This is a genomic window from Natronoarchaeum philippinense (assembly GCF_900215575.1).
In the GTDB taxonomy this organism is placed as follows: domain Archaea; phylum Halobacteriota; class Halobacteria; order Halobacteriales; family Natronoarchaeaceae; genus Natronoarchaeum; species Natronoarchaeum philippinense.
The window spans coordinates 247,501-271,547 of the sequence record NZ_OBEJ01000001.1 but is presented as its reverse complement, the minus strand read 5'-3'; the positions used below and the strand labels follow the sequence as shown (position 1 = coordinate 271,547).

The window sequence follows — 24,047 nt, the reverse complement described above, 5'->3', positions numbered from 1 at the left end:
AATCGCAGGACAGCAGGGACCCCCGTTCGATAATCGAACGAAATCAAATGCGCGATCGGCGGCTCGTTTATAAACGATGTACCGCCGTCTTGCGAATGTGATCCGTTCGGAAAACGAATGGGCGCTGCAGGATTTGAACCCGCGACAGCTTGGTCCGAAGCCAAGTACTCTGTCCAAACTGAGCTAAGCGCCCGACATCCACCAGTCCGGCCGAGACGAATTTAAACCCACTGATTTCCCTGTACGGGGACCGGGCGATTTATTCGGGGGCGGTAGGACAGTAGGGCGTATGAATGTCGGAGCCCGGATACGGGGCTACGCCGAGCTGGCGCGGCCGGGAAACGCCATCGCGGCGGGAGTGTTGACGTTCGTCGGCGCGTTCGTGGCCGGCGGCGTCGCCGAGCAGTCGGTCGACGCCGGGGCGGCAATTATGGCGACAGTGCTGGCGACGGGAGCGGGCAACGCGATCAACGACTACTTCGATCGAGAGATCGACCGAATCAACCAGCCCGATCGACCGATTCCGCGCGGTGCAGTGACCCCCACCGGGGCACTCTGGTACAGCGGTGCGCTGTTCGTGGGCGCGATCGTGCTTGCGCTGTTGCTCCCACGGCTCGCACTGGCGATCGCGGCGATCAATCTCCTTGCGCTGATCGCATACACGAAGCTGTTCAAGGGACTGCCCGGCGTCGGAAACGCAGTCGTCGCGTATCTCGGCGGGAGCGCGTTTCTGTTCGGCGGCGCCGCGGTCGGGAACATCGGTCCCTCGGCGGTGTTGTTCGCGCTGGCTGCGCTGTCGACGCTGACCCGCGAGATCATCAAAGACGTCGAAGACATCGCAGGCGATCGGGAGGAAGGCCTGAACACGTTACCGATCGCCATCGGAGAGCGTCGATCGCTGCACATCGCCACGGCGCTGCTGGTCGTTGCTATCGTCGCAAGTCCTCTCCCATACCTGTTAGAGACGTTCGGGGCGGCCTATCTAGCGGTCGTCGTGCCGGCCGATGCGTTGATGCTGTTGGCAGTTGCTAAGAGCTACGATAACCCGACCATCGGGCAAACGTATCTGAAATACGGAATGTTTGTCGCTGTGCTGGCGTTCGTCGTGGGGCGCGCCGCCGTCGTCGGCGGGACCACGATCTGATTGCTACACGAAATGTCGGCGAGGAGCCTCTATCTAATCAAAAGTAATATATGCCGGTCACTGTAGGTTAACATCAGGACTCTCCGCGACACGACAGCCGGCCCCCCGGTTGTTTCCGGCACACGAGGGCATAATATGTATGACTTGGCCGACGTCCTTCCGGACGCCGAACTCGATCCCGGTACGAACCTCCTGATCACCGGGCCGCCGATGGCGGGCAAGCGCCGTCTCGCGCTGGATATCCTCGCCCACGGCACCGAGCAGGAACAGGGCTCGATCGTCGTCACGACGAAGGACGGGGGAGACAAGATCCTCGACGAGTACGCAAAACGAATCGAGGACATCGACGGACTCCCCGTCGGCGTCGTCGACTGCGTGACCAAACAGCGTGGCGTGAGCAACGTCGAAGACAGCCCGCAGCTGAAGTACGCATCCTCCCCAGTTGACATGACCGGGATCGGGATCAAACTCTCGGAGTTCCTCCAAGAGTTCTACGAGCGCCGCGGGCTGGCACAGAATCGCGTGCTGTTGCACTCGGTATCGACGCTGCTGATGTACTCCGATCTCCAGACTGTCTTCCGGTTCCTGCACGTGTTTACCGGGCGTGTCCAGAGCGCCGACGCGCTCGGCTTGTACGTCATCGACTCGACCGCCCACGACGACCAGACGATGAACACACTCAAGCAACTGTTCGACGGCGTCATCGAGGTCGGCGAGGACGAGGCCGACGCCCCGACGCTCAAGATTGCCTGAGGCGCCGGTGCGCACCAGCGTTTTGTTCTCGCAGCACCTTCGATGAGGTATGTCAACCGACGAAGAAGCGATCGAAACAGCGCTCGCAGCCGATGTCGTCGCGGTCGTCGGCTGCTCGTCGACGCCCGGGAAGGACGCCCACGAGATTCCGAGCTATCTCAGAGAACACGGCTACGAGGTCGTCCCGGTCAACCCCTATGCCGACGAAATCTTCGGGCGGCAGTCATACGACTCGCTGGCGGCTGTCGAAGAATCCGTCGACGTGGTCGACGTGTTCCGTCCCAGCGATGAAGTTGCTGGCATCGTCGAGCAGGCGATCGACCGGGACGACGTGGACGTGATCTGGACGCAACTCGGTATCGAAGACGACGAGGCCGCCGAACGGGCCAGATCGGCGGGGAAACTGGTCGTTCAGGACCGGTGTCTGAAAGTAGAGCACGGCAAGCGGTCGGGATAGCGATCACCGACTTACGAGCCGAACTGTCGCCATCGGGAACGAGCGGTCGGCAGAGCGGTCTCAGTCGTCGTTTTGGGTCTGCGAGGATGCGCTCGCGGACTGCTGTGATTCGGTATCTCCGCTCGACGACGCCGCGGCGTCGTCCGAGGAACCGGCAGTATCGTCGGACTGCTCGGCCTCGTCGATGGCGGCGTCGGCGAGCACCTGCTCGGCGTCGATGCCCTGCTCCTCGGCGATCGCTTTCAGCAAGACGAGTTGTTTCTCCGAATCAGTCTCAAGCGCCGAGACGCGCTTGTTTGACTCCTCGACGGACTGTTCGAGCGCGATGACGCGCTCGCGGACGTCTTTGAGCTGCGCGTAGAGCTTCTCGGCGAGATCGCCGAGCTTCTGGACCTTCTTCGCGGTGGAGCCGAGTCCCATGGGCGCGGGTTCGGCCCGGACCTTTGTGGGCTTTCCGATCGGGTATCAGTGCAGTGATCGAACGCCGTCCTTATGCGCAATGGGGCCACATCTGCGGGTATGGCCGCTGTCAGGACGCCGCCGACCGCCGGGATCGTCGCCAGTCTCGCCTCGGTCGTACTCGTGTTCGCACCGTTTCTCGCGCTGTCGGGCGGCGAGGTCTCCGGACTCCAGACGTACTACGCGCAGGGCGTGGTCGGGCCGTGGGCGCTCGCAGTACTGGGGCTACTCTCGACCGTCGCGTTCGCTGCGGGCCGTGAGGAACGATCCGACCCCGTCACCATGGCTGGCGCGACGCTCGTCTTCGGCATCGCCGCGACGATGATCGCGCTGGTGTGGGCTGTCTCGGTCCCCGAACAGCTCGTCCAGCAGATCGGGACCGCATCGTGGCTTGCCTACCACCGCTGGCTGCTCGTCGTCACCGCGATCGGCGCGCTCGTCAGTTCGGTCTGGTACGTCCGTGCGCTCGAACTCTTCTAGAAGCGGCGCCACGACTAAAGCAGCATCACGACGCCGCTGTGCAGGCGACTGCGTCAGCTCCCGTCGGAGACGCCACGATCACGAGAGGGCGACCCGATTGTGCGGGCGTCGAGTCGAAAGGTCCTTAAGATACGGGCGGATACGTAGAGGTGGACTAGGCCGGGCAGTTAGGCCCTGCTCGAAACCCGCACTATGGTCTTTAGCGGGGGCCGAAACCTGGGAGCGTCCGGACAGACCCGTCCGGGCCCCGGGAGCCGACGTGGAAACCTCGTCCATCGGGGGCCACGGTCCGCGGCGATCGCCCGCAGGGGCGTCCCGTCGCGGTTCGTCGGCGCCACCCCGTCAGGCGCGGAAGCGAGCAGCGGACCGCCGGACGATGGTCGCTCGATGGGTCGCGGGGCGGAGGAGGCAACCGGGTTTCCCCGGCCGGGAACGCCGGGCAACCCTTGGCGTCCGCCATTCATACCGTATTCTCAGCCGACGAGCGACAGCTATCGGTCGGAGACGCCGAAGCTCAACAGCGTAACTGCTGACGATATCGAGAAAGACCGCAAAACGGGAACCGCGTCGAGTTACTCGGCCGACTGGGGAATTTCTGCGTGCTCGGCCATCTCGACGCCGCCACTGAGTTCGCGCTGCGGGTAGGGGATATCGATGCCGACCTCGTCGAAGCGCGCTTTGACGTTGGTGATGTACTCGCCGCGGGTCTTGACGTAGTCGGCGCGGCTCGGGTTGTCGATCCAGATGCGCGACTGCAGGCCAACGTACGAGTCAGCCAACTCGGTGAGTCTGACCGATGGCCCGGGCTCGTCGAGGATGTCGGGGTGGTCTTCGGCCTCCTCGACGATGATGTCGGTGGCCTGTTCGATGTCGTCCTCGTAGCCGATTCCGAAGACGAACTTGAGTCGGAGCTGCTCCTTGGCGACAGGGTTTTTGACGACGTTGCTCGTCAAGTCCGAATTCGGCACCGTCAGCAGTTCGTTGTCGAACGTCCGGACGCGGGTCACCCGGAGGCTGATGTCCTCGACGACGCCGGAGTTGCCGTTCCACTCGATCCAGTCGCCGATGCGGAACGGCTTGTCGGCGTAGATGAACACGCCGGAGACGAAGTTGCTGATGATGTTCTGCATGGCGAGCCCGATTGCCAGCGCACCGGCGGCGGCGATCGTCGCCAGTGACGTGAGGATGTTGCCGAAGCCGCCGGCCGCAAAGGCGACGCCGACAGCGGCGAACAGCACGAGAGCCCAGACCAGTCGCAACAGCGGCTTCTTCGCGTGGTCGTCGAGACCCCGCCGATCGAACGTCCGTCCGGCAAGCGGCATGATGAGGGTCTTGCCGAGGACGTACACGACGGCAAAAGCAATCAGAAACAGCGCCGCAGATTCGATCGTCTGTCCGACGACGCCATCGATACCGACGTTTTCGAGCGCGACGGCGATGACGCCCATCAGTGCAGCACCGCCGTATGCCCGCGCGTTCGGAGCAGATCGGCGCCGACGCGATCAGCGAGGTCTGCGGCCAGTTCCTCCGTCGACGTGCCGCCGCGGGCCGCCCGGAGGAACTTGACTTTCACCAACTCACGGTCGTCGAGCTGGTCGCCGAGTTCGTCGACGACCGACTCGATGCCGCTCTTACCGACCCAGACGGTCACGTCTAGGTCGTGCGCTTTCTGTTGTAACGACTCGTTAGACATTGTGGACACTCGTATGTAGCGAGCCACTTTCACTCTTGGGTATTCAGACCCCCGATTTCGGCCGTTCGGTCGAGGGCGGGTAGCCCGGATCAGCGGGTGTCAGTACGGATAGCGCGACTGGTTCCCGCAGTCGCAGGTGACGACTACGTGTCCGTCCTGCAGTCGCGTCCGGGCGTTTTTGCCCGGACGAAGGTATGCATCGCAGGCGCCACAGACCGACCGCTCGAACGCGGTGGGAAACGGCCGTCGCTGCCGCTCTGCGACCCGCTTTGCCAGTCGGACGTAGTACCGTGCCCGGTCGTCGTTGCACTCTTTGGTCGCGGCTCTGGCCAACTCGTGTAATCGGTCAATGCGCTCGTCTGCGAGAGTCATCGGAAAGTGGGGGGAGTGGGGGATTCCGGGGCAAGTCGGACAAGGAGAGAGGACGTCCTGTATTGCCCCAGTGACGTAACTGGAGGTGCGGAACAAGTATTTTTTGCTTTGTATACTGACAACATTGCCCCGAAACGCGGCCGCCGAGAGCCAGAGCACGTCCCGCACAACGGTCGCTAACGGCCCGTTCGTGTGTCAGCAACTCGCCGGTGCTGGGCGGACGAACCACAATACGTATGCCTCTGAGCGAAGAATCATATCTCAATGAACGACGACCACCCCGGAGGCGAAACCGAGGAGCGGACCGGCAACCGTCGGTCGGCGGTCTCGAAGAGTTGCGCCTTCGGACACCTCTCAAGCCAGCGGCGCAGGCGCCTGCTGTGGCTCGTCCGCCAGCACGGCCGCATCAGCCTGCCCGATGCCGCGGAGGAGGTGGCCGTCGCCGAAGCCGATGTCGAGATCACCGAACTTGATCCCGAAGACGTTCGGGATATCTACATGATGCTGTACCACTCCGACGTGCCCCGACTGGCGTCGGATGATGTCGTCGTGTACAATCAGGAGCGGGACATGATCGCTCCCGGGGAAAATTTCCAGTCCGTCGCCGAAGTGCTCGTCCAGCACTTCGACGAAGCCTGACCAACCGGTCGCTGTCGGTTGTTCTTCGTGTTCGATACGTAGACGACGCTCGCGGAGCCGTTGGTTCACAAAAAGCGGAGTCGAACTCGCTCGGGCGCGTCTGAGTTGCGCTTAGTCGTCTTCGAGCGCGTCGGCGATGCGCTGAAGCTGTCGCGTGGCGTCACGGACCTCGTCGCGGAGCTGTCGGACTTCGCGGGTCAGTTCCTCGTTGCCGGCGCTCTCCTCGCGGCCGCCGCGACCGCCCGGACCGCCGGGGCCGGCGCCGCCCGGACCGCCGGGGCCGCCGCCGCCCATCATGCCGCTCATCATCTGTGCGAACGGGTTGCCGCCGCCCATACCGCCGGGGCCGCCGCCACCGCCCATCATCTCTTCCATGCCGCCCTCGGGACGCCCTTCTCCCTCTTCGGCTTCCTCGGCGCGCTTCTCTCGGATCTCCTCGACGCGCTCTCGGAAGGACTTCTCTTCGCCCTCTTCCTCGCCCGTGGCTTCGTCGTTCGCGGGTTCGTCGTCAGCCATGTCATCCGATTCAGTCGCCGGACCGAAAAGGGTTTTCGTCCGGCTTCGCGGCACTTACCAGTCCCGGGACCGTCGCCTGCAGTATGGAGTTCGAGGTGCTGGGTTGGCCCGCCGACGGACCGACGCTATCGCTCGACCACGAGCGCTTTAGCTACGCCGGCAAGTTCGTCATGTCCAGCACCGGTAAGGCGGTGTTGCTGACCGACGCCGCGGCGGCCGCGCGCGACGGCCCGTCGGCGTCGACGAGCGAGGAAGACGATGCCCCAAAACTGACCGACGACCGCCGCGACGACGACTCCGATGCCGTCCTCGCGGCCGTCGCGTTCAACGAGGACCGGACCGATCCCTCGACGCTGTGGCTTCGCTACGTCAGCGTCCGCGCGGATCGGCGCGGCGACGGGCTCGGCCCCCAGCTACTCGGGCGAACGGTCGAGCGGGCCATCGACCGCGGCTACGAGCGCGTTCGCATCGCCGTGAACAACCCATTCGCCTACGAGGCCGCGTGGAAGGCCGGCTTCGGGTACACCGGCGAGCAGACCGGAATCGCCGAACTCGTCATGGAACATCCCCGACCGGCCGCGCTGGCGCGTCACGCCGCCGAGGATTCTGTCGGCCAGTATCAGGACGGCCTCGCAGAATACCGCGAGCGCGACGGGCTGGCCGACGCCGAGCGCGACTTTTTGGCCGCGCGGCTCGACGCCGCGCCGCCCGATACTATCGACCTCGACGACAGCTGAGCGCGGCCCAGCGGCGGCGTCGGCGTCGAACAGCCATCTTGAAAGCCACGTGGCCCGTAGCACGGGCCAATGGGTAACGCAGCGCTCCGTGATCTCGCCGCGCTCGAAACGGTGGCGTTCGACGAGTTAGACGGGCGGACCGTCGCCGTCGACGCGCACAACTGGCTGTACCGATATCTGACGACGACGGTGAAGTTCACCGCCGACGATGCCTACACCACCGACGACGGAGTCGAGGTGGCGAACCTGATCGGGATCGTACAGGGGCTCCCGAAGTTCTTCGAGCACGACCTCTCGCCGGTGTTCGTGTTCGACGGCACCCCCACGGACCTCAAAAGCGACGAGATCGAGTCGCGCCGCGAAGCCCGCGAACGCCGGGAGGAGAAGTTAGAGGACGCGAGAGAGCGCGGCGACGAGGTCGCAATCGCGCGGCTGGACTCCCAGACCCAGCGACTGACCGAGACGATCCACGAGACCTCGCGCGAACTGCTCGAACTGCTCGACGTGCCGATCGTCGAGGCGCCGGCCGAGGGGGAAGCGCAGGCGGCACACATGGCTCGTGACGGCGCCGTCGACTACGTCGGCACGGAGGACTACGACGCCCTGCTCTTTGGCGCACCGGTGACGCTCCGCCAACTCACCAGCTCCGGCGACCCCGAACGGATGGACTTCGAGGCGACGCTGGCGAACCACGATCTGACGTGGGAGCAGCTCGTCGATGTCGGCATCCTCTGTGGGACTGACTTCAACCCCGGCGTCGACGGCGTCGGACCGAAAACGGCCGTCTCGCTGGTCAAAGACCACGGCGACCTCTGGGGCGCGCTGGAGGCCAAAGACGCTCACGTCGAGCACGCCGATCGGCTGCGCTCGCTGTTTCTCGACCCGCCGGTCGACGACGACTACGCGTTCGACGCCGAGCCCGAACCCGACATCGGCGCCGCGCGCCGGTACGTCTGTGAGGAGTGGGGCGTCGACGCCGACGAGGTCGGTCGCGGCTTCGAGCGGATCGAGGACGCCGTCGCTCAGACCGGACTCGACCGCTGGACCTGAGCGGCGAACGCGGCTCAAAAAAGGACCGAACTGACCGCAGCCGCTACAGCTGGACGTGGAGCTCTTCGACGTTGTCGAGCGTGCGATTGCGTAGCGCGTTACCCGACCTGCGTTCGAAGACGTGGATCGCCACTTCGGGAATGTGCGCGACGATCGGCTGCCCGGACTCGACGTGTTGCATCCCGCTGATGTTGGCGACGAACGTCTCGTCGTCGCTCGCGCCGTCGAACGTCAGGTAGACGTTGTTCTCGTCGCCCATCGGTTCGATCACGTCGACGGTCGTCTCGAAGTCGTGGACGCCCTCTACCTCCGTCCGAAGCTCGATGTCTTCGGGACGGATCCCGAGCACAAGCTCGTTCGCCTCGGCGACGGCATTGGCAGTCTCGTCGGAGAGTTCGTACTCGAAGTTGTCGTGGACGAGTTTCTCGCCGACCCGTTCGACATCGAAGAAGTTCATCGACGGCTCGCCGATGAACCCGGCGACGAACAGGTTCGCCGGCTCGTGGTAACACTCCAGCGGCGTGCCGACCTGCTGGAGCTTGCCGTCGTTGAGGATGGCGATCTTGTCGGCCATCGTCATCGCTTCGGTCTGGTCGTGGGTGACGTAGATCGTCGTCACGCCCAGATCCTCCTGCAGGCGCTGGAGTTCCGTGCGCATGCTCGACCGGAGCTTGGCGTCGAGATTGCTGAGTGGCTCGTCCATCAGGAACACTTCGGGGTCCCGGACGATCGCTCGGCCGAGCGCGACGCGCTGTTGCTGGCCGCCGGACAGCTCGCCGGGCTTGCGATCGAGCAGGTCGCCGATGCCCATCATCTCGGCGGTCTCCTCGACGCGGGTGTCGATCTCGTCGTCGGGGAGGTCGGTCGACTCTTGGAGCCCGAAGCTCATGTTCGTCCGGACGGTCATGTGCGGGTACAGCGCGTAGGACTGGAACACCATCGCAATGTCCCGGTCCTGTGGGTCCTTGCCGGTCAGGCTCGTGTCGCCGAGTTGGATGTCGCCGCTCGTGATCGTTTCGAGCCCCGCGACCATCCGCAGGGTCGTCGATTTGCCACAGCCCGAGGGGCCGACCAGCACGAGGAACTCGCCGTCGTCGATGTCGATCGACACGTTGTCGACCGCGACGATGTCCGAGCCGTCGTCGTCGGTGAACACTTTCGTTACGTTGTCGAGGGTGAGATCAGCCATCGTTGTACCTCCGTTCGATAGTTGTCGTTGTCATTGTTACGTCGCTACCCCCTTGGCGAACTCTTCGCCGAACAGGATGTAGATGATCAGCGTCGGGAGCGCAGTCAGCAGCGCGCCCGCCATTCGGAGCGCGAAGTCGGTCCCCTGTTGGGCCTCGCCGAGGCCAGCCAGAATCAGCGTGACCGGCGCCGCCGGATTGCTCGACGTGGTCAGCAAGATTAGCGCAAACAGCAGGTCGTTCCAGATCTGCGTGAACTGGTAGATCAGGACGACCGCGAACATCGGCTTCGACAGGGGCAAGACGATCCGCTGGTAGATCTTCCGGACGCTCGCACCGTCAAGGCGCGCCGCCTCGACGATGTCGTCCGACATCGACTTGTAGTACGATCTGAACAGCAGCATACAGATCGGGATGCCGTAGGCGATGTGGGAGAACGAAAGCGCCATCAGATCGCCGTATGAACTCGAGACGCCCGTGATCGCCCAGAGCGGCCACAGCAGATCCGACAGCGGGATGTAGGTGCTCCAGATCTTCGACAGCGGCACCAGCACCGCCTGATAGGGGATGAAGATGCCTGCGATGAACAGGGCCAGAATCGGGATCTGACCGCGCCAGTCGATCTGGGTCAGGCCGTATGCTGCCATGCTACCCAGCAGCGCCGAGATGATCGTCGCCGGCGCTGCGAAGATGAAGCTGTTGATCAGTCCGCGAAGCAGCGTGTCGAAGGCAGTCTGCCACTTCTGGAGCGTGAACCCCTCCGGCCCCGGCGGGGCGTAGGAAGCGGTTCGCGTGACCGCGTCGATCGTCTTGAATGAGGTGACCAGCCCCGCCTCGATCGGGGCCAAGAAGAACCCGATCATCCCGATCAGCACCGCGTACAGCGCCACGCGGTAGAAGCTGATCTGGTCGAACAGCGTCTGCTCCGTCTCGTCGGCCGCAGTTGTCGTTTCTGTAGTCATATCGTTCCCTGCTTGTACTGGTAGTAGAGGTACGGTGTGATGATGCCCAACGCCAGCAGGAACAGCAGGATCGCGATGGCAGAGCCATAGGCCCACTGCGTTCGCTGGAACGCCATCCGAACCATCAGCGTCGGAAGGATGTCAGACCCGTTCGGGGGCTGATATCCGCCGGAGATGGCGTACAGGAAGTCGAAGGCTTTGAGCCCGAACACCATCAGCACGACCAGCGCACTGACGACAGCGTTTTTCAGCTGCGGGATGATGACGCGCCAGTACATCTTGACCGTGCTGGCGCCGTCGACACGCGCCGCCTCGTAGTGTTCTCTGGGAATCGCGCGCAGCGACGCCAGAAACACGACCATGGCGTACCCGCTGAACTGCCACACGAGCGCGAAGATCACCGCCGGCAACACCAGATCCGGGTTCCCGAACCACTGGAACGGTCCGAGGCCGAACAGGCCGAGGGCGGTGTTTACCACGCCGTTGTTGAAGTTGTACATCCAGAGCCAGAACTGCGCCGTCACGACGAACGACAGGCTCATCGGCAGCAGGTAGATCGTCCGGAACGTGTTCTCGAACCGGATGTTCCGGTCGACGAGGATCGCCAGGAGCAATCCGACAGTCATGCAGACGCCGATGAAACCAAGCAGCAACACGACCGTGTTCTGGGTCGCTTGGATGAACGAGGAGTCGTTGAACGCCCGCACGTACATCTCGAAGTCCAACGACGAGTAATCGACCCGGCCGAAGTTCTCGTAGTCCGTCAGCGAGATCAGGAAGTTCCACCCGATCGCGCCGTAGACGAACACGCCGACCAGAGCGAACGGCGGCAGCCAGAACGGCATCGACTGGAAGAAGTCGGTGTTCAACCGGTCGCGAAGGCCGCTGCTGGACGTGTCCGTGGCGACGCCGCCGTCGGTACGTACCTCCGGCTCGTCGTCCTGTTTACCAGTCCGTAACCGTCGTATGCGTTCGAATAAATGATCCATGGAAAGCGTCCCTTCGTTACTGCTGGGCGGCTTCCAGAAGGCCCGTCGCCGCGGCGTCGACGTTGTACGGGCCGGTGAACTCGTTGGTGATGACTTCTTTCATCTGGCTCATCGCCGTCGGGCTGACGGCCAGCCCGTGTGCGAGCGTCGGCGGACGCTCCTCGGCGTTCTGGAAGTCCTCGATCGTCTCGGCGAGGTACGGACCGAAGTCCTCCGGGTTGGCGTCGGTCCGCGTCGGGATACAACCCTTGAGCGGGTCGAACAGCTGCTGTCCCTCGAGGCTGCCAGCGTAGCTCATCCACTTCTTCGTCGCTTCCGGCGAGGGATTCTCGCCGCTGTTGTTGGTCGGGTAGAGGAACGAGTCAATGTGCAGCGTGTACATGCCCTCGGTACCCGGGAACGGAACGAAGCCCCAGTCCTCGTTGTACGTGAGGTCGTTGGTCCGGTAGGCACCGGCTGCCCAGTTACCCTGATGGATGAACGCCGCTTCGTCGTTCATGATCAGCTCGTTGGACTGGGTGAGGTTGCTCGATGCGGCGTCCGACGGAATGTAGTTCGAGAGGATCGTCCCCGTCGTTTCCAGCGCGCTCCGAACGGCGTCGCCGCCACCCTCGCCGTTGACGAACGTCATGTAGGAATCGTATCCTTCCTGACCGAGCAGGACGACGCCGAACAGCTGTAGCGTCGTCCACGGCGCGGTCATCGCTTGGGCCATCGGGACTGCCTCGGTGTTCGCAGCGACCTGATCCATCGCGCTGATCAGATCGGACAGTGACGACATCGAGTTCGGGTCGACGCCCGCCGCCTCGACGACATCGGTACTGTAGAACAGGCAGTTCAGCCGGTGCGATCCGATCGGCACTGCCGCGAAATTGCCGTCGTCGGTCTGGCAGGCATCGACGGCCTCCTGAATGTGGGAGTCCATGAAGCCTTCGTCCTCCCAGACGCTCGTGAGGTCGCCGAGGACGCCCTCGTACTTCTGGAAGTTCTTGCCGGGCCAGCCCGCGAACGTACTCGGCGGGTTGTTCTGGCTCAGACGGTTTGCGACGACCGTGTTGAGGTTCGTGTTCCCACCGCCGCCGATCGGCTTATAATCCGTTTCGACATCGGGGTAGGCTTCGTCGAACCCGTCGGTCAGCGCATTGATCGCGGCTTTCCCGTCACCGCCGGTCCAGCCGTGAAGCAGTTCCATGGTGTTGCTGCCACCGTCGCCGCCATCAGTGACATTGCTCAGGCATCCGGCGAACCCGAGCGCGCCCGCAGCACCTGTCGCTTGCAGCATCCGACGACGCGTAAGCGTCGAGTTGGAGTGTTTTTCGCTCATGATTATTGTCTCTGTTAGAGACTCACGTGTATGGTGAGTAGCGCCTTACTTAAATATTGCTAATATTTTTCTACGGAGGTGAGTAAATCGGGCCATAATCAGAAATCCATGAAGTAATATTTCAACATATTTAGCCCTCAGGTGCCATCTACGTCGGGGATCACTGAAGCGGTGGAACAAATTGTTCCCACGTGTTTTCAGGCACATTTCACAGTAATCAGGCCGACCCCCTGCATTTATATATGTGAAGTAATACGCGGCTACTCGCCACGGGCGGCTGGTAGGCACACACGCGATACATTTGAGATGCGTCCGCCCGTCGAGACACGTGATGGTCGCGTTCCGGTGGCTTTTACTCGCATTGCCTCCGTCTCTCAAGGTATGACGGAGGACTACCGTACGGAGCGCGACAGCCTCGGCGAGATGCAGGTTCCGGCCGACGCCTACTGGGGGGCACAGACCCAGCGGGCCGTCGAGAACTTCCCGATCAGCGGGTTGACGTTCGGCCGGCGGTTCGTCCGCGCGCTAGGCGTCGTCAAGAAGTCCGCCGCGCAGGCCAACCGCGACCTCGAACTGATCCCCGAGGACAAGGCCGACGCCATCGTCGCGGCGGCCGACGAAGTCGTCGCCGGCGAGCACGACGACCAGTTCCCGGTCGACGTGTTCCAGACCGGCAGCGGCACCTCCACGAACATGAACGCCAACGAGGTGATCGGCAACCGGGCGACCGAGATCTACGGCGGCGAGATCGGAACCCGCGAGGTCCATCCCAACGACCACGTCAACTTCGGCCAGTCGAGCAACGACGTGATCCCGACCGCGATGCATGTCGCCGCGCTCGAAGCCGTCAAGAAGGATCTGTTGCCCGCTCTGGAGACGCTCGCCGACGCGCTCGGCGAGAAAGAAGACGAGTTCGACGGCGTCGTCAAGACCGGCCGCACGCACCTGCAGGACGCCACGCCGGTCCGGCTCGGTCAGGAGTTCGGCGGCTATCGCACGCAAGTCGAGAAGGGCGTCGAGCGCGTCGAATCGGTCACCGACCACCTCGCCGAACTCGCGCTCGGCGGCACCGCGGTCGGTACAGGGCTGAACACACACGAGGAGTTCCCCGAGCGCGCCGCCGAGTACATCAGCGAGGAGACCGGTCTCGAATTCCGCGAGGCCGACGATCACTTCGAGGCCCAAGCCGCCCACGACGCCATGAGCGAGGCCCACGGCGCGCTCCGGGTCGTCGCCGGCTCGCTCAATAAGATCGCTAATGACCTACGCCTGCTCGCGTCGGGCCCGCGCAACGGACTCGGAGAGATCGAACAGCCCGAGAACCAGCCCGGCTCCTCGATCATGCCCGGCAAGATCAACCCCGTCGTCGCCGAGGCGGTCAATCAGGTCCACAAGCAGGTCGTCGGCAACGACGCCGCGGTCTCGGCGGGCGCCGCCGAGGGCCAGATCGACCTCAATCTCTACAAACCGGTGCTGGCGTACAACTTCCTGCAGTCGGCCGATATGCTCGCGAACGCCAGCGAGACGTTCGGCGAGAAGTTCGTCGCGCCGCTGGAGGCAAACGAGGACATCTGCGAGGAGCAGGTCGAACAGAGCATGGCGCTGGCGACGGCGCTCAACCCCGCGATCGGCTACGACAAGGCAAGCAAGGTCGCCAAGAAAGCACTCGCCGAGGACAAGACCGTCCGCGAGGTCGTCGTCGACGAAGGCTACCTCGACGAGGAGGAAGCCGACGAGGTGCTCGACCCCGAGACGATGACCCATCGGGGAATCCTCGGGCAGGACTGAGCAGCGAGCACGGCGTCGACGCCAACCACCCCGCGTCGAGCGGTCGCCGGCAGTTCTGCGGGAAACGGACCGGAGATCGAACGTCGCCGGTAGCCTGTTCTTTCGTCGGCCCGCCGTCGCCGTCGATCGAATCCGCTCCGCGAATTCGGATGCGTTACCCCGTCTCACCCCGAAAAACGATCCAGTGTAGTTTTGACCCGGGAGCGCGAAGACTCATATATGCACACCTGTCGTCTCTGTAATCGGAGCTTCTCGACCGAGCTCGAACTCGAGCTCCACCGGGACACCTGCGGCGAGGACGAACTGCTCTGTGGCGAGTGCGGCGAGCGATTCAGCGAGGCCGCCGCGACGCGGGACGGCTGGCACTATCGCTGCCCGAACGACGACTGCGACGGCGAGGGGATCAAAGAGGACCTCTATCGGGTAGCTGACGCACGTCTCGCCGAGCAGCAGTAGCAGAGCGGTCGACCGGGACGGGCGTTCCGACCGGCGACACCGACAGGTGCACCGCGAGCGCGCCGGCGCTTTGGACGGTTTTTTATCGCTCGCCGCCAGAGAGTGCGACAATGACTGACTACGACTACGAGGAGCTGGGACTCGTGGCCGGGCTGGAGATCCACCAGCAGCTCGACACCGAGGCCAAGCTGTTCTGTGGCTGTCCGACCGAGTTGCGCGAGCCCGAAGAGGCCGAGCGCCGATTCACGCGCTACCTCCACCCCACGAAATCCGAGCTGGGCGAGATCGACGACGCCGCCTTAGAGGAGAGTCAGGTCGACCGCGAGTTCGAGTACCTCGCGTACGACACGACCTGCCTCGTCGAGGAGGACGACGAGCCGCCCCATCGGCTCGACGAGGAGGCACTGGAAGTCTCCTTAGAGATCGCCCAACTGCTCGATATGACGCCGATCGATCAGGCCCACGTGATGCGCAAGATCGTCGTCGACGGGTCGAACACGTCGGGGTTCCAGCGTACCACCAAGCTCGCCGCCGACGGCGAGATCAGTACGGAAGAGGGGCCGGTCGGCATCGAGGACCTGATGCTCGAAGAGGAAAGCGCCCAGCGCGTCGAAGAAACCGACGACGGCGTGCGCTTCAGCCTCGACCGGCTCGGCATCCCGCTGGTCGAGATCGGCACCAAGCCCGACATCCGGACGCCCCAGCAGGCCCGCGACGCCGCCGAGCGCATCGGCATGCTGTTGCGCTCGACCGGGCAGGTAAAGCGCGGCCTCGGCACGATTCGGCAGGACGTGAATATCTCGATCGCCGAGGGCGCCCGCGTCGAGCTGAAGGGCGTCCAAAGTCTGGACGACATCGACGACATCGTCCGCAACGAGGCCCAGCGGCAGGTCGAGCTGCTGGAGATCAAAGATGAATTGGAGGCCCGCGATGCGAGCGTCGGCGACGTACAGGACGTGACCGACGTGTTCGCCGACACCGACAGCGGCGTCATCCGGGGCGCGCTCGATTCAGGAGGTAAGGTCACCGCCGTCCCGCTGTACGGCTTCGACGGCCTCGTCGGCACCGAGATCCAGCCCGACCGCCGGCTGGGCACCGAGTTCTCCGATCACGCCAAGCGACACGGCGCCGGCGGCATCTTCCACACCGACGAGCTACCGGCCTACGGCGTCACCGAGGAGGAAGTCGCGGCGCTGCGCGACGCCGTCGGCGCGGGCGACGAAGATGCGGTCGCCATCGTCGCTGCCGACGCCGAGGTCGCGGAGAACGCGATCGAGGCCGCCGCCGAGCGCGCCGAGACGGCGTTAGAGGGCGTCCCCGAGGAGACCCGCGGCGCCAACGAGGACGGCACCTCCGAGTACCTCCGGCCGCTGCCCGGCGCCGCGCGGATGTACCCCGAGACGGACGTGCCGCCGGTCGACCCCGACATCGAGGCCGTCGAGGAGCCCGAGCTCCTGACCGAGAAGGTCGAGCGCTATCAAGAGGAGTACGACCTCGGCGCCGGCCTCGCCGAGCAGGTCGCCTACGGCCGTCGGATGGTGCTGTTCGAGGATCTCGTCGGACAGGGAATCGACGCGACGCTGGCCGCCCAGACGCTCGAATCGACGCTGACCGCGCTCCGGCGCGACGACGTGCCCGTCGAGAACCTCACCGACGCGCACCTGCGCGGTGCGATCGTCCTCGTCGACGACGGCGAGGTCCCCAACGAGGGCATGGAGGATCTGCTGACGGCGCTGGCCGAAACTCCCGATCTCACCGCCGAGGAAGCGGTCGAAGCGGAGGATCTTGGCGGCGTCGACGAGAGCGAGGTCCGAGAAGCCGTCGTCGAAGTCGTCGAACGCAACGACGACCAAGTCGCCGAGGAAGGCATGGGCGCCTTCTCCGGGCTGATGGGCGAGTGCATGGGCGCGCTGCGCGGGAAGGCCGACGGCGACCTCGTGAGCGAACTGCTCCGCGAGGAGATCCAAAAGCGCGCCTGAGCGTCGGCGTCACAGACGGCGCCGCCAGCGTCGGCGCCCGTGTGTCAGTTTAGGTGTCGTATACCGAACCGAACTATCCGAAACGTAGTCGACAACTACTTGATTACTTCCTCTAGCGAGCGTATACTAAGGGCAGTCTGGCGCGAGGCTTCGCTCGTCATGGGGAGCAAACGACATCTCACGCCACGTGAGATTCTGGGGGATCGACGCCGCGGCCGACATCTGACCGCCGCAGAGATACTGCGCGACGAACTGGACGCGGAATCGGCATCGAACGGCGAACCGGATTCGGTAGACGACGGCGACGCCGCAGACGGGGCCGAGTTCGGCCGTGAGACAACCGATCGTCGCGAGACCGCTGGCGTAGGCTGGGAGTGGGTCGACGACGACCGCATCCAGTCCCGCGACGACTAGTTCTCGGACTGTCGCGCGACGAGATCTGAACGGGTGATCACATCACTCGACCAGTTCGTCGAGCAGCGTGTCGAGACTGTAACTCTGCAGGGCGTCTCGTTCCTCGATCGCCGAGATGACGAACGTCGAATCCGTCCGGTCGACGCCCTCTATCTGCTCGAAATCGGCGATCAGTCGCTCGACCGTCTGGCTGCTGCTCAGTCGTGCGACGACGATGAAGTCCGTCTCACCCATCGTGAAGTAGACGTTGGTCACGCCCTCGACGTCGACGAGGCGGTCCGCGAAGCTCTCGTAGGGTCCATCGTAGTCGGCGTGGACCTCGATCAGCACCGTGACGCCGAGCCCGAGTTCGTCGAGGTCGATCTCGTAGCGGTCGTTCTCGATGACACCCTCTTCCCGGAGGTTCGAGAGCCGGTAGTGGATCGTCGAGACGGGGATGCCGGTCTCCTCGTGGAGCCGCTCAGGGCTTCCCGTTCCGAGCTCGGCGATCGCTTTCAAGAGTCGCACGTCGCGTTCGTCCATGAACGGTCGTTCGTGCTACCGCCACTAATGTTCTTCGTCCTATATAATTGGAGATAGCTACAACTGATCGGTATAATATAAGGCCGAAATCGGATACAATCCACACGAGTGGAGTTTCATTCCCAATATGCCGCGAGTTTGTAGTAGACTATAAGTTCTGCCAGTGATTTCGAACGCAGTATGAGAACGTTCGAATCTGTGCCTACTGCATTCCGCAATGCAGTGCTGTTTTCGTTGCTCGCTCTCTCTTGGGGCGGCTCGTTCGTGGCTATCGAGATCGGGTTAGAACACGTTCCACCGCTGCTGTTCGCGGGGTTGCGATACGCGCTTGCGGGCGCGATCGTGCTCGGCTACGCCGCGGTCGTCACCGATCGGTTCCGACCGACCGGCCGGGACGAGTGGCTGGCAGTGCTGGTCGCGGGCGTCTTCGTCATCGCGCTCTACCACGGCCTGCTGTACCTCGGCGAGCAGTACGTCTCGGGTGCCGTCGCGGCGACCGTCGTCAGCACGTCACCGATCCTCACCGTCGCCTTCGCGGGGACGATCCTTCCGAGCGAGCGCCTGAGCGCCGTCAGCATCGTCGGCTTCGTGCTCGGACTGGTCGGCGTCGGGCTGGTCGTCCAGCCCTCGCAATCGGCGCTGACTTCGGAGGTGACCGTCGGCGTCGGGCTGGTGTTCGCGTCTGCGGCCGCCTTCGCGCTCGGGAGCGTGCTCGTCCGTCCGATCGACGCCGGGCTACCGATCGAGACCCTGCAGGCGTGGTCGATGCTTATCGGCGCCGGCGTCCTGTTGGGGTGGGCGCTCGTCAGCGGCGAGTCCGTGGCTGCGATCGAACTGACGGCGACAGCCGTCCTGTCGTACGGCTACCTGACGATCGTCTCGGGCGTCGTCGCCTTCCTGCTGTACTTCGAGCTGCTCGACCGGAGCGGCGCGATACAGGTCAACCTCGTCGGCTACGCCGAGCCCGTCGTTGCGATCGGCGTCAGTTGGCTGTTGCTCGGCTCCGTCGTCGACGCGACGACGGTGCTCGGGCTCCTGACGATCGCAGCCGGCTTCGGCCTCATCAAACGAGAGTCGATCCGCGCGCTGGCCGGGTCGGTACTCACCTCAGGCGACGGTGGGACGTTCGGCGACAGCAGCCACACCGCAGCCCGAACTGACGGCGGTCAGTCGGCCGGCGACGAACGCGTCCAGCCCTGTGACGATTAGTCCTCGGCGTCCGACGCCGCGGCGTCCGCGTCGTCGTCAGCAGCATCGGTCGCGTCGGCGTCGTCGGCGTAGAAATCAAGATGCGCGCTCGCGCGTCGGAAGATGCCGAGCAGCGTGCGCGCCTCGCGGTCGGTGGGATGTGCTCGCCCGACGAGTCGGCGGAACAGCCGCCGTGTCTTGGGCCGCTTTTCCTCGGGGTGGTCGATCGCACCGAGGAGGTCGCCGAACTGGTCGTGAAGGCGCTCGACGACCGGCTCGTCGGCGCGTTCGGTCTCCACATCGGGAAGCTGTGTCTCTTCGAGTGCGAGGTTCCGAAGCTCGTACAGCGTGATCGTCGCGGCCTGCCCGAGATTGAGGACGGGGTACTCGTCGCTGGCGGGGATCGAACAGATCTCGTCGAGCATCGCAAGCTCGTCGTTGGTCAGCCCCACGTCCTCCCGGCCGAACACCAGACAGGTCGGGGCGTCGACGGTGGCGAGCCGATCGGACAGTTCGGCCGGCGTCGAGAACGGGAATCGGACGTGCTTTCGGGCGTCCTCGTTGGTCGTCGCGGTCAGCGCGACGGTGTGGTAGTTCTCGGCGAGGTGTTCCAGCGAGACGGTGTCTGCGTTCGGCAGGATGTCCTCGCGGGCCTGTCCGGCGAAGCCGTAGGCCTCGCTGTCCCGGTCCAGTTCCGGCGGATCGACCAGTTTCAGGTCCTCGAAGCCGAAGTTCTTCATCGCTCGCGCGATGGTGCCGACGTTGCCCGGCGTCTGGGCATCGACGACGGCGACCGCTGGCGGGGTTCGCTCCGACGCCGTTCCGCCGTCGGCTGTCCCGTCAGTCATCGCCGCCGGGGTACTCTTGGGAGAGGTCGAGTTCCTCGTCGCGCATCTCCTTGCGGTCGGTCGTCTCCCAGCGTTCCTTGCGCGCTTCGTCGTCGATCTCGGGCGGTTCGGGCAGGTCGTCCGGATCGGTTTCGACGTGCTCGATGCCCTCGTAGTCCTCCGGTGCGCGGCCGCCGTCGAGGAACCACTCGTGGAAGGCGTCGCGGAACTCCTCGTCGCCGATATAGCGGTCCCCGCCCTCCTCACGGAACCAGTAGATCAGGTCCTGCTCGTGTTCCGCACAGAGGATGACCTCCGAAACTGGTTCGCCGTAGACCGCTTCAGCGGGGTTGCACTCGCCGGGGTTCTCGTCGCCGTGGATCAGCCAGCAGCCGTCACAGATCGAGTCCGCGATGTCCTGCAGTCGGACTAACCGCTTTCTGGTGTCCTCGGATAGCTCTTCGAGCGGGCGGAGTTCGCCCTCCTCGGTGAAGACTTCCTCCTCGTCGAACCGCCAGCCGCGGAGCCCGATGCTGATCTTTCCCATGTCGCCGTCTATCCGCCCCACGAGTAAAAAGAGCGCGTCTGCGGGTCGACAAGGTGGAGACTGCCTGTGTCGCTGGCCGGCCGGGATCGCTCAGTAGGGATGGCGCTCGGCGAACCCGACCAGCCAGTCGTCGGCGTCGGTCAGATCGTAGTCCCCGATCGAGGTCGCGTCGCTCGGTCGAGACGACCGAACCGCGACGGTCGTCGCCCGGCCCGCGCTGGCCAGCGGGACGGCGTCGTCGCGCTGGAAACCAAAGCGCGAGAGCGTTCGGTGGGTGAACGTGTCCTGATGGACCGCGACGGCGCCGGCGTCCGCGTGCGCCGTGACGACGGCATCGAGCAGCGCCGCCTCGGCGTCGCCGTCGGCGAGCACGAGCGGCACCCGGTCGACGATTCGGACGACCGAGCTGTTGCCGGTCCGCCGGGACGCCACGACGGCGCCCGCGACCGGCTCGCCGTCCCGGCGCGCGAGATACGCCTCGTACTCCCAGTCGGGGTTGCGGTAGCGCCAGCGGTAGAACGCCTCGTCGCGGAGCGCGTGGATGGCCGCGGGGACGCTGCGCCGGTAGAGGGACGCAAACGTCTCGGGCGGGATGGTCTCGTAGCGGTCGACCGAGAGCGGCGCGGTCGAGGGCGCGATCCGATCGCACGCGGCGTGATAGCTCCGCACGGCGAGGCGGCCGGCGGCCGCGAGCGGGCCGCCGACGCCGAACAGCCGGCCGGGATCGTGAATCCGGTAGTACGTCGAGAGCTGGTCGATCGCGGTCCAGTCGTCGGCGTCGTCGATCGGGGTCGGCCGAAAGTCGATACAGACTGCCCCGTCGCCGCGGTAGTCCTCGATTGCTTCGGCGAACAGCAGGTCTTCCAGCCCCCGCCCGCGATAGTCTCGACGGACGACGGCGTCGCAGGGCTGGAGCGCGAGTCGGGTCACGTCGCCGAGGCGCAGACGCAGCGGCCACAGCGACGCCGCGCCGACGATCTGATCACGGCGCTCGGCGACGTACACCGGCACGTGATCGACGGTCGGATTCTGCTCGAACTTCCACTCGAAGCGCGCGGCGTCGCCACCGGACAGGCGCTCGAACAGTTTCGGCGCCGACTCGCGGTCCGCGGGGCGAAAGCGCCGGATCGAGTACCCGGCGGTTCGCAGTACGCTCATCGGCGCGCCGGCGTGACGCCGCGGCGCCGTCGGTCGGGAGCAGTGCGTTCGATCATACGCTGCTCTGCACCGCCCCGGGGAATAAGTAAACGCGGCGTAACGGCCGACACAAGCGGGAACGGTCGGATACGTGATCGAAACTGCTACCCAGTTGCTTCGATCGTTGTTCGGTGATCAGGCCGGCTACTCCAGATGTAATCGAGCGATTGCTTGGCTGGCAGTCGACCCCGTCGAGTTCCCGTATCGGACCGACTATGGGCGTCGGGGCCCAGACTGAGAGTATGCAAACCGTCGACGCCGCCGGACTGGGCATCGGGGACGATCACCCGCCGCGGATCATGGGCGTGTTAAACGTCAGCGAGGAGTCGCCGTACGACCCGAGCGTCTACGACGACCCCGGCGAGGCCGCAGCCTACGTCGACGAGGAACTGATCGACGAGGGCGCCGACATCGTCGACGTGGGGCTCGAATCCGCGAACAAGCGCTACGACGTGCTCAGCGCCGAGGAGGAACTCGACAGGCTCCACGTCGCCGTCGAGACGATCGAGAGCGTCAGCGGCGACGCCGTCTTCTCGATCGAAACGCGGTACGCAGAGGTCGCCGAAGCCGCGTTAGACGCCGGCTTCGACATGGTAAACGACATCTGCGGGTTCGCCGACCCGGCGATGCCCGAGATATGTCGGGAGTACGATGTCGCCGTCGCCAAGATGGCGAGCCCGCCGGACCTCTCGCGGCCGGGCGCGATCTCGGATGTCGATTGGGCCGAGCGCAAGTCCTCCGAGTGGGCCGAGCGCGCCGACTACGTCGACCGGCTCTACGAGGCGCTCGGGCAGAACGGCCTGACGGACAAGACGATCGTCGACCCGGCCTTCGGCGGCTGGAGCGAGCACAAGACGCTCGACCACGACCGCGAGACGTTCGAGCGCCTCCGGGAGTTCCGCGGGTTCGGCCAGCCGATGCTCGTCTCGATCAACCGGAAGAACTTCCTCGGCGAGGTCGCAGGACGAGACACCGACGAGCGCCTGCCGGTCAGCCTCGCGGCGACGGCGATGGCCGTCGAGCGCGGCGCCCACGTGATCCGAACCCACGACGTGCGCGAGACCCGAGACGCCGCGCTGATCGGCGACCGGTTCGCTCCCGAACTGGCGTCGGCGTCGGCCGGCGACGTGACGGTCGCAGAGCTCGACGTTCGGACGGCGGACGAAGCACGGCGCCATCTCGACCGAATCGGCGGCGAAGCGGAGCTTTCCGACGGCGTCGCCGCCCGTACGTTCGAGGTAGAGGGGCTCGATCCCACCGGACGGGATCGGCTCGTCGACGCGGCGAGCGAGGCCGGCGCGCTGGCGGTGCCGGGCGAGCGGGCGACACTGCTCTCGGGATCGCCCGCCGCGCTCGCTCGCGTGGCGGCGTCGGTCGGCGATGAATCGGGCAACAAATCGCTAAGAGAGTCTGAAACAGCTGAAAACGATCTCTCATCTCTCCTCGAAACACTACTACAGTAAGAGAAAGCTTATGCCAGAGGCACGAAAACGAACGGATGGAAGCCGGAAGGGACCTCGGGTAGGGGTACTTGGAGGTGCCATTCCGGCCCACATCAGCGGCTTGTGCAGACGGCTGAGCGTCGAGCGACGCGATCGTTCGACAGCCTCCGTCTTTATGAGACAGTGAACGAGAGCGACTGGTGTCCGATCTACGAGTCGATTCTGCAGGCGTTCGGGTTCGACAGCGGCGCCGACGAGCAGGCCAGAGACGTGCTCGCGGAGCTTTCCGGACCGTTCGATCTGGACCTGCTGGCCGATATCGACGGCGCGACGGTCGCCATCGCGGGCGCCGGGCCGTCGCTCGACGCCGAAGTCGAGGTCGCGCGCGAGGCCGACGCCGTCGTCGCCGCGTCGACGGCCGCCCGAGTGCTCGGCGAGCGCGGCGTCGAGATCGATCTGATGGTGACAGATCTCGACGGCGCGCCCGAGACGGCGGTCGAACTCTCGCGCGCAGGCACGCCCGTGACGGTCCACGCCCACGGCGACAACACCGACGCACTACGTGAGTACGTCCCGCAGTTCGACGGCGACTACCTGCTGCCGACGACCCAGGCCGAATCCGTCGACCACGTCCGGAACTTCGGCGGCTTCACCGACGGCGACCGGGCGGCGTTTCTCGCGGACGAACTCGGGGCCGCCCGGCTGACGTTTCTCGGCTGGGACTTCGACGATCCCGCGGTCGATCCGATGAAAGCCGAGAAACTGCGCTGGGCCGGGCGCCTGCTCTATCGGCTCGAACGAGATCGTGGCGAGCGCTTCGACGTGCTCGACGGGCGGCGCGAGGAGATCGAGCCGGTCTGAGGGCGTCGGACCGCCGCTTCGCGAGAAGCTATCGCGGCGATGCCGCTGTGGCGTCTCGACGGGT

The 24,047-nt window shown here is 64.9% G+C and carries 27 protein-coding genes, 1 tRNA gene and 1 other RNA gene; 15 read left to right on the top strand and 14 right to left on the bottom strand.

Annotation, left to right across the window (positions count from 1 at the left end):
- Positions 1-118 precede the first annotated feature (118 nt).
- Positions 119-193 (bottom strand) — tRNA-Arg (locus CRO01_RS01440).
- Positions 194-289: 96 nt separating this feature from the next.
- Between CRO01_RS01440 and CRO01_RS01435 the strand changes: the two genes are divergently transcribed.
- From CRO01_RS01435 to CRO01_RS01425, 3 genes are all read left to right on the top strand, one after another.
- Positions 290-1,144: a geranylgeranylglycerol-phosphate geranylgeranyltransferase gene (locus CRO01_RS01435; RefSeq protein WP_097007344.1), complete on the top strand. Its 855-nt coding sequence runs from the start codon at positions 290-292 to the stop codon at positions 1,142-1,144.
- Positions 1,145-1,279: 135 nt separating this feature from the next.
- The gene (locus CRO01_RS01430; RefSeq protein ID WP_097007343.1) at positions 1,280-1,897 is read left to right on the top strand and encodes an RAD55 family ATPase; all 618 of its coding nucleotides are present in this window, start codon (positions 1,280-1,282) and stop codon (positions 1,895-1,897) included.
- Positions 1,898-1,946: 49 nt separating this feature from the next.
- Entirely contained in the window at positions 1,947-2,354 is a 408-nt protein-coding gene (locus CRO01_RS01425; RefSeq protein ID WP_097007342.1) for a CoA-binding protein, read from the top strand.
- A 60-nt stretch (positions 2,355-2,414) separates the two neighbouring features.
- Here CRO01_RS01425 and CRO01_RS01420 read toward each other — a convergent pair whose 3' ends face one another.
- Entirely contained in the window at positions 2,415-2,774 is a 360-nt protein-coding gene (locus CRO01_RS01420) for a DUF5798 family protein (RefSeq protein ID WP_097007341.1), read from the bottom strand.
- Between the two features lie 99 nt (positions 2,775-2,873).
- On the opposite strand from CRO01_RS01420, the gene CRO01_RS01415 reads away from it, so the two are divergent.
- On the top strand, positions 2,874-3,293 hold the full coding sequence (locus CRO01_RS01415; RefSeq protein WP_097007340.1) for a DUF7548 family protein: 420 nt from the start codon (positions 2,874-2,876) through the stop codon (positions 3,291-3,293).
- A gap of 147 nt (positions 3,294-3,440) precedes the next feature.
- An RNA gene (gene ffs, locus CRO01_RS01410) (signal recognition particle sRNA) lies at positions 3,441-3,752 on the top strand.
- A gap of 113 nt (positions 3,753-3,865) precedes the next feature.
- Here ffs and CRO01_RS01405 read toward each other — a convergent pair.
- The 3 genes from CRO01_RS01405 to CRO01_RS01395 all read right to left on the bottom strand — a co-directional run bounded on the left by CRO01_RS01405 (position 3,866) and on the right by CRO01_RS01395 (position 5,358).
- Positions 3,866-4,741 carry a mechanosensitive ion channel family protein gene (locus CRO01_RS01405; protein ID WP_097007339.1) on the bottom strand — a complete coding sequence of 292 codons (876 nt, stop codon included), beginning with the start codon at positions 4,739-4,741 and terminating at the stop codon, positions 3,866-3,868.
- Positions 4,741-4,986: a YhbY family RNA-binding protein gene (locus CRO01_RS01400; protein ID WP_097007338.1), complete on the bottom strand. Its 246-nt coding sequence runs from the start codon at positions 4,984-4,986 to the stop codon at positions 4,741-4,743. The genes CRO01_RS01405 and CRO01_RS01400 overlap by 1 nt, the downstream gene beginning before the upstream one ends.
- Before the next feature lie 99 nt (positions 4,987-5,085).
- A complete protein-coding gene (locus CRO01_RS01395; protein WP_097007337.1) occupies positions 5,086-5,358 on the bottom strand; it encodes a ribonuclease P protein component 4 in 273 nt (90 codons plus the stop codon).
- A gap of 264 nt (positions 5,359-5,622) precedes the next feature.
- Between CRO01_RS01395 and CRO01_RS01390 the strand changes: the two genes are divergently transcribed.
- Positions 5,623-5,997, top strand: a complete 375-nt coding sequence (locus tag CRO01_RS01390) for a DUF7344 domain-containing protein (protein ID WP_097007336.1) — start codon at positions 5,623-5,625, stop codon at positions 5,995-5,997.
- Positions 5,998-6,108: 111 nt separating this feature from the next.
- Here the strand turns inward: CRO01_RS01390 and CRO01_RS01385 are convergent, their stop codons facing one another.
- Complete coding sequence (locus CRO01_RS01385; RefSeq protein WP_097007335.1) at positions 6,109-6,513, bottom strand: hypothetical protein; 405 nt, start codon at positions 6,511-6,513, stop codon at positions 6,109-6,111.
- 83 nt (positions 6,514-6,596) lie between these two features.
- Between CRO01_RS01385 and CRO01_RS01380 the strand changes: the two genes are divergently transcribed.
- Together CRO01_RS01380 and fen are read left to right on the top strand one after the other, a co-directional pair.
- Positions 6,597-7,250 carry a GNAT family N-acetyltransferase gene (locus CRO01_RS01380; RefSeq protein ID WP_097007334.1) on the top strand — a complete coding sequence of 218 codons (654 nt, stop codon included), beginning with the start codon at positions 6,597-6,599 and terminating at the stop codon, positions 7,248-7,250.
- 69 nt (positions 7,251-7,319) lie between these two features.
- Positions 7,320-8,300, top strand: coding sequence for a flap endonuclease-1 (gene fen / locus CRO01_RS01375; protein ID WP_097007333.1), 981 nt, complete (start codon positions 7,320-7,322; stop codon positions 8,298-8,300).
- A gap of 43 nt (positions 8,301-8,343) precedes the next feature.
- Here fen and CRO01_RS01370 read toward each other — a convergent pair whose 3' ends face one another.
- Genes CRO01_RS01370 through CRO01_RS01355 form a run of 4 tightly spaced genes read right to left on the bottom strand, consistent with a single transcriptional unit; the run spans position 8,344 to position 12,762 of the window.
- Positions 8,344-9,489 carry an ABC transporter ATP-binding protein gene (locus CRO01_RS01370; protein ID WP_097007332.1) on the bottom strand — a complete coding sequence of 382 codons (1,146 nt, stop codon included), beginning with the start codon at positions 9,487-9,489 and terminating at the stop codon, positions 8,344-8,346.
- 36 nt (positions 9,490-9,525) lie between these two features.
- Positions 9,526-10,449 carry a carbohydrate ABC transporter permease gene (locus CRO01_RS01365; protein ID WP_097007331.1) on the bottom strand — a complete coding sequence of 308 codons (924 nt, stop codon included), beginning with the start codon at positions 10,447-10,449 and terminating at the stop codon, positions 9,526-9,528.
- Complete coding sequence (locus CRO01_RS01360; RefSeq protein WP_097007330.1) at positions 10,446-11,438, bottom strand: carbohydrate ABC transporter permease; 993 nt, start codon at positions 11,436-11,438, stop codon at positions 10,446-10,448. Before CRO01_RS01360 ends, CRO01_RS01365 begins: the two co-directional genes overlap by 4 nt.
- A gap of 16 nt (positions 11,439-11,454) precedes the next feature.
- Positions 11,455-12,762, bottom strand: a complete 1,308-nt coding sequence (locus CRO01_RS01355) for an ABC transporter substrate-binding protein (protein WP_097007329.1) — start codon at positions 12,760-12,762, stop codon at positions 11,455-11,457.
- Positions 12,763-13,143: 381 nt separating this feature from the next.
- On the opposite strand from CRO01_RS01355, the gene CRO01_RS01350 reads away from it, so the two are divergent.
- From CRO01_RS01350 to CRO01_RS01335, 4 genes are all read left to right on the top strand, one after another.
- The gene (locus CRO01_RS01350) at positions 13,144-14,550 is read left to right on the top strand and encodes a class II fumarate hydratase (RefSeq protein WP_097007328.1); all 1,407 of its coding nucleotides are present in this window, start codon (positions 13,144-13,146) and stop codon (positions 14,548-14,550) included.
- A 219-nt stretch (positions 14,551-14,769) separates the two neighbouring features.
- Positions 14,770-15,006 carry an HVO_2901 family zinc finger protein gene (locus CRO01_RS01345; protein ID WP_097007327.1) on the top strand — a complete coding sequence of 79 codons (237 nt, stop codon included), beginning with the start codon at positions 14,770-14,772 and terminating at the stop codon, positions 15,004-15,006.
- Positions 15,007-15,116: 110 nt separating this feature from the next.
- A complete protein-coding gene (gene gatE, locus CRO01_RS01340; RefSeq protein WP_097007326.1) occupies positions 15,117-16,985 on the top strand; it encodes a Glu-tRNA(Gln) amidotransferase subunit GatE in 1,869 nt (622 codons plus the stop codon).
- Positions 16,986-17,144: 159 nt separating this feature from the next.
- Positions 17,145-17,399, top strand: a complete 255-nt coding sequence (locus CRO01_RS01335) for a hypothetical protein (RefSeq protein WP_097007325.1) — start codon at positions 17,145-17,147, stop codon at positions 17,397-17,399.
- Between the two features lie 42 nt (positions 17,400-17,441).
- Here the strand turns inward: CRO01_RS01335 and CRO01_RS01330 are convergent, their stop codons facing one another.
- Positions 17,442-17,921: an Lrp/AsnC family transcriptional regulator gene (locus tag CRO01_RS01330; RefSeq protein WP_097007324.1), complete on the bottom strand. Its 480-nt coding sequence runs from the start codon at positions 17,919-17,921 to the stop codon at positions 17,442-17,444.
- Between the two features lie 180 nt (positions 17,922-18,101).
- Between CRO01_RS01330 and CRO01_RS01325 the strand changes: the two genes are divergently transcribed.
- Positions 18,102-19,130, top strand: a complete 1,029-nt coding sequence (locus CRO01_RS01325) for a DMT family transporter (protein WP_179747364.1) — start codon at positions 18,102-18,104, stop codon at positions 19,128-19,130.
- Here CRO01_RS01325 and CRO01_RS01320 read toward each other — a convergent pair.
- From CRO01_RS01320 to CRO01_RS01310, 3 genes are all read right to left on the bottom strand, one after another.
- The gene (locus CRO01_RS01320) at positions 19,127-19,957 is read right to left on the bottom strand and encodes an RNA methyltransferase (protein WP_097007322.1); all 831 of its coding nucleotides are present in this window, start codon (positions 19,955-19,957) and stop codon (positions 19,127-19,129) included. The genes CRO01_RS01325 and CRO01_RS01320 overlap by 4 nt on opposite strands.
- A complete protein-coding gene (locus tag CRO01_RS01315) occupies positions 19,950-20,483 on the bottom strand; it encodes a hypothetical protein (RefSeq protein WP_097007321.1) in 534 nt (177 codons plus the stop codon). Before CRO01_RS01315 ends, CRO01_RS01320 begins: the two co-directional genes overlap by 8 nt.
- Before the next feature lie 90 nt (positions 20,484-20,573).
- On the bottom strand, positions 20,574-21,641 hold the full coding sequence (locus tag CRO01_RS01310) for a GNAT family N-acetyltransferase (RefSeq protein ID WP_097007320.1): 1,068 nt from the start codon (positions 21,639-21,641) through the stop codon (positions 20,574-20,576).
- A 281-nt stretch (positions 21,642-21,922) separates the two neighbouring features.
- On the opposite strand from CRO01_RS01310, the gene folP reads away from it, so the two are divergent.
- Both folP and CRO01_RS01300 read left to right on the top strand, forming a co-directional pair.
- On the top strand, positions 21,923-23,143 hold the full coding sequence (gene folP / locus CRO01_RS01305) for a dihydropteroate synthase (RefSeq protein WP_097007319.1): 1,221 nt from the start codon (positions 21,923-21,925) through the stop codon (positions 23,141-23,143).
- 162 nt (positions 23,144-23,305) lie between these two features.
- Positions 23,306-23,983 (top strand): 6-hydroxymethylpterin diphosphokinase MptE-like protein, encoded by a 678-nt coding sequence (locus CRO01_RS01300; RefSeq protein ID WP_097007318.1) that lies wholly within the window; start codon positions 23,306-23,308, stop codon positions 23,981-23,983.
- Positions 23,984-24,047 lie beyond the last annotated feature (64 nt).

Coding starts and splice junctions, on each gene's coding strand:
- CRO01_RS01435 (WP_097007344.1), top strand. CDS start 290: ATGAATGTCGGAGCCCGGATACGGGGCTACGCCGAGCTGGCGCGGCCG.
- CRO01_RS01315 (WP_097007321.1), bottom strand. CDS start 20,483: ATGGGAAAGATCAGCATCGGGCTCCGCGGCTGGCGGTTCGACGAGGAG.
- CRO01_RS01360 (WP_097007330.1), bottom strand. CDS start 11,438: ATGGATCATTTATTCGAACGCATACGACGGTTACGGACTGGTAAACAG.
- fen (WP_097007333.1), top strand. CDS start 7,320: ATGGGTAACGCAGCGCTCCGTGATCTCGCCGCGCTCGAAACGGTGGCG.
- CRO01_RS01355 (WP_097007329.1), bottom strand. CDS start 12,762: ATGAGCGAAAAACACTCCAACTCGACGCTTACGCGTCGTCGGATGCTG.
- CRO01_RS01370 (WP_097007332.1), bottom strand. CDS start 9,489: ATGGCTGATCTCACCCTCGACAACGTAACGAAAGTGTTCACCGACGAC.
- CRO01_RS01385 (WP_097007335.1), bottom strand. CDS start 6,513: ATGGCTGACGACGAACCCGCGAACGACGAAGCCACGGGCGAGGAAGAG.
- CRO01_RS01325 (WP_179747364.1), top strand. CDS start 18,102: ATGAGAACGTTCGAATCTGTGCCTACTGCATTCCGCAATGCAGTGCTG.
- gatE (WP_097007326.1), top strand. CDS start 15,117: ATGACTGACTACGACTACGAGGAGCTGGGACTCGTGGCCGGGCTGGAG.
- CRO01_RS01345 (WP_097007327.1), top strand. CDS start 14,770: ATGCACACCTGTCGTCTCTGTAATCGGAGCTTCTCGACCGAGCTCGAA.
- folP (WP_097007319.1), top strand. CDS start 21,923: ATGCAAACCGTCGACGCCGCCGGACTGGGCATCGGGGACGATCACCCG.
- CRO01_RS01400 (WP_097007338.1), bottom strand. CDS start 4,986: ATGTCTAACGAGTCGTTACAACAGAAAGCGCACGACCTAGACGTGACC.
- CRO01_RS01425 (WP_097007342.1), top strand. CDS start 1,947: ATGTCAACCGACGAAGAAGCGATCGAAACAGCGCTCGCAGCCGATGTC.
- CRO01_RS01390 (WP_097007336.1), top strand. CDS start 5,623: ATGAACGACGACCACCCCGGAGGCGAAACCGAGGAGCGGACCGGCAAC.
- CRO01_RS01365 (WP_097007331.1), bottom strand. CDS start 10,449: ATGACTACAGAAACGACAACTGCGGCCGACGAGACGGAGCAGACGCTG.
- CRO01_RS01405 (WP_097007339.1), bottom strand. CDS start 4,741: ATGGGCGTCATCGCCGTCGCGCTCGAAAACGTCGGTATCGATGGCGTC.
- CRO01_RS01430 (WP_097007343.1), top strand. CDS start 1,280: ATGTATGACTTGGCCGACGTCCTTCCGGACGCCGAACTCGATCCCGGT.
- CRO01_RS01395 (WP_097007337.1), bottom strand. CDS start 5,358: ATGACTCTCGCAGACGAGCGCATTGACCGATTACACGAGTTGGCCAGA.
- CRO01_RS01380 (WP_097007334.1), top strand. CDS start 6,597: ATGGAGTTCGAGGTGCTGGGTTGGCCCGCCGACGGACCGACGCTATCG.
- CRO01_RS01310 (WP_097007320.1), bottom strand. CDS start 21,641: ATGAGCGTACTGCGAACCGCCGGGTACTCGATCCGGCGCTTTCGCCCC.
- CRO01_RS01335 (WP_097007325.1), top strand. CDS start 17,145: ATGGGGAGCAAACGACATCTCACGCCACGTGAGATTCTGGGGGATCGA.
- CRO01_RS01320 (WP_097007322.1), bottom strand. CDS start 19,957: ATGACTGACGGGACAGCCGACGGCGGAACGGCGTCGGAGCGAACCCCG.
- CRO01_RS01420 (WP_097007341.1), bottom strand. CDS start 2,774: ATGGGACTCGGCTCCACCGCGAAGAAGGTCCAGAAGCTCGGCGATCTC.
- CRO01_RS01415 (WP_097007340.1), top strand. CDS start 2,874: ATGGCCGCTGTCAGGACGCCGCCGACCGCCGGGATCGTCGCCAGTCTC.
- CRO01_RS01330 (WP_097007324.1), bottom strand. CDS start 17,921: ATGGACGAACGCGACGTGCGACTCTTGAAAGCGATCGCCGAGCTCGGA.
- CRO01_RS01350 (WP_097007328.1), top strand. CDS start 13,144: ATGACGGAGGACTACCGTACGGAGCGCGACAGCCTCGGCGAGATGCAG.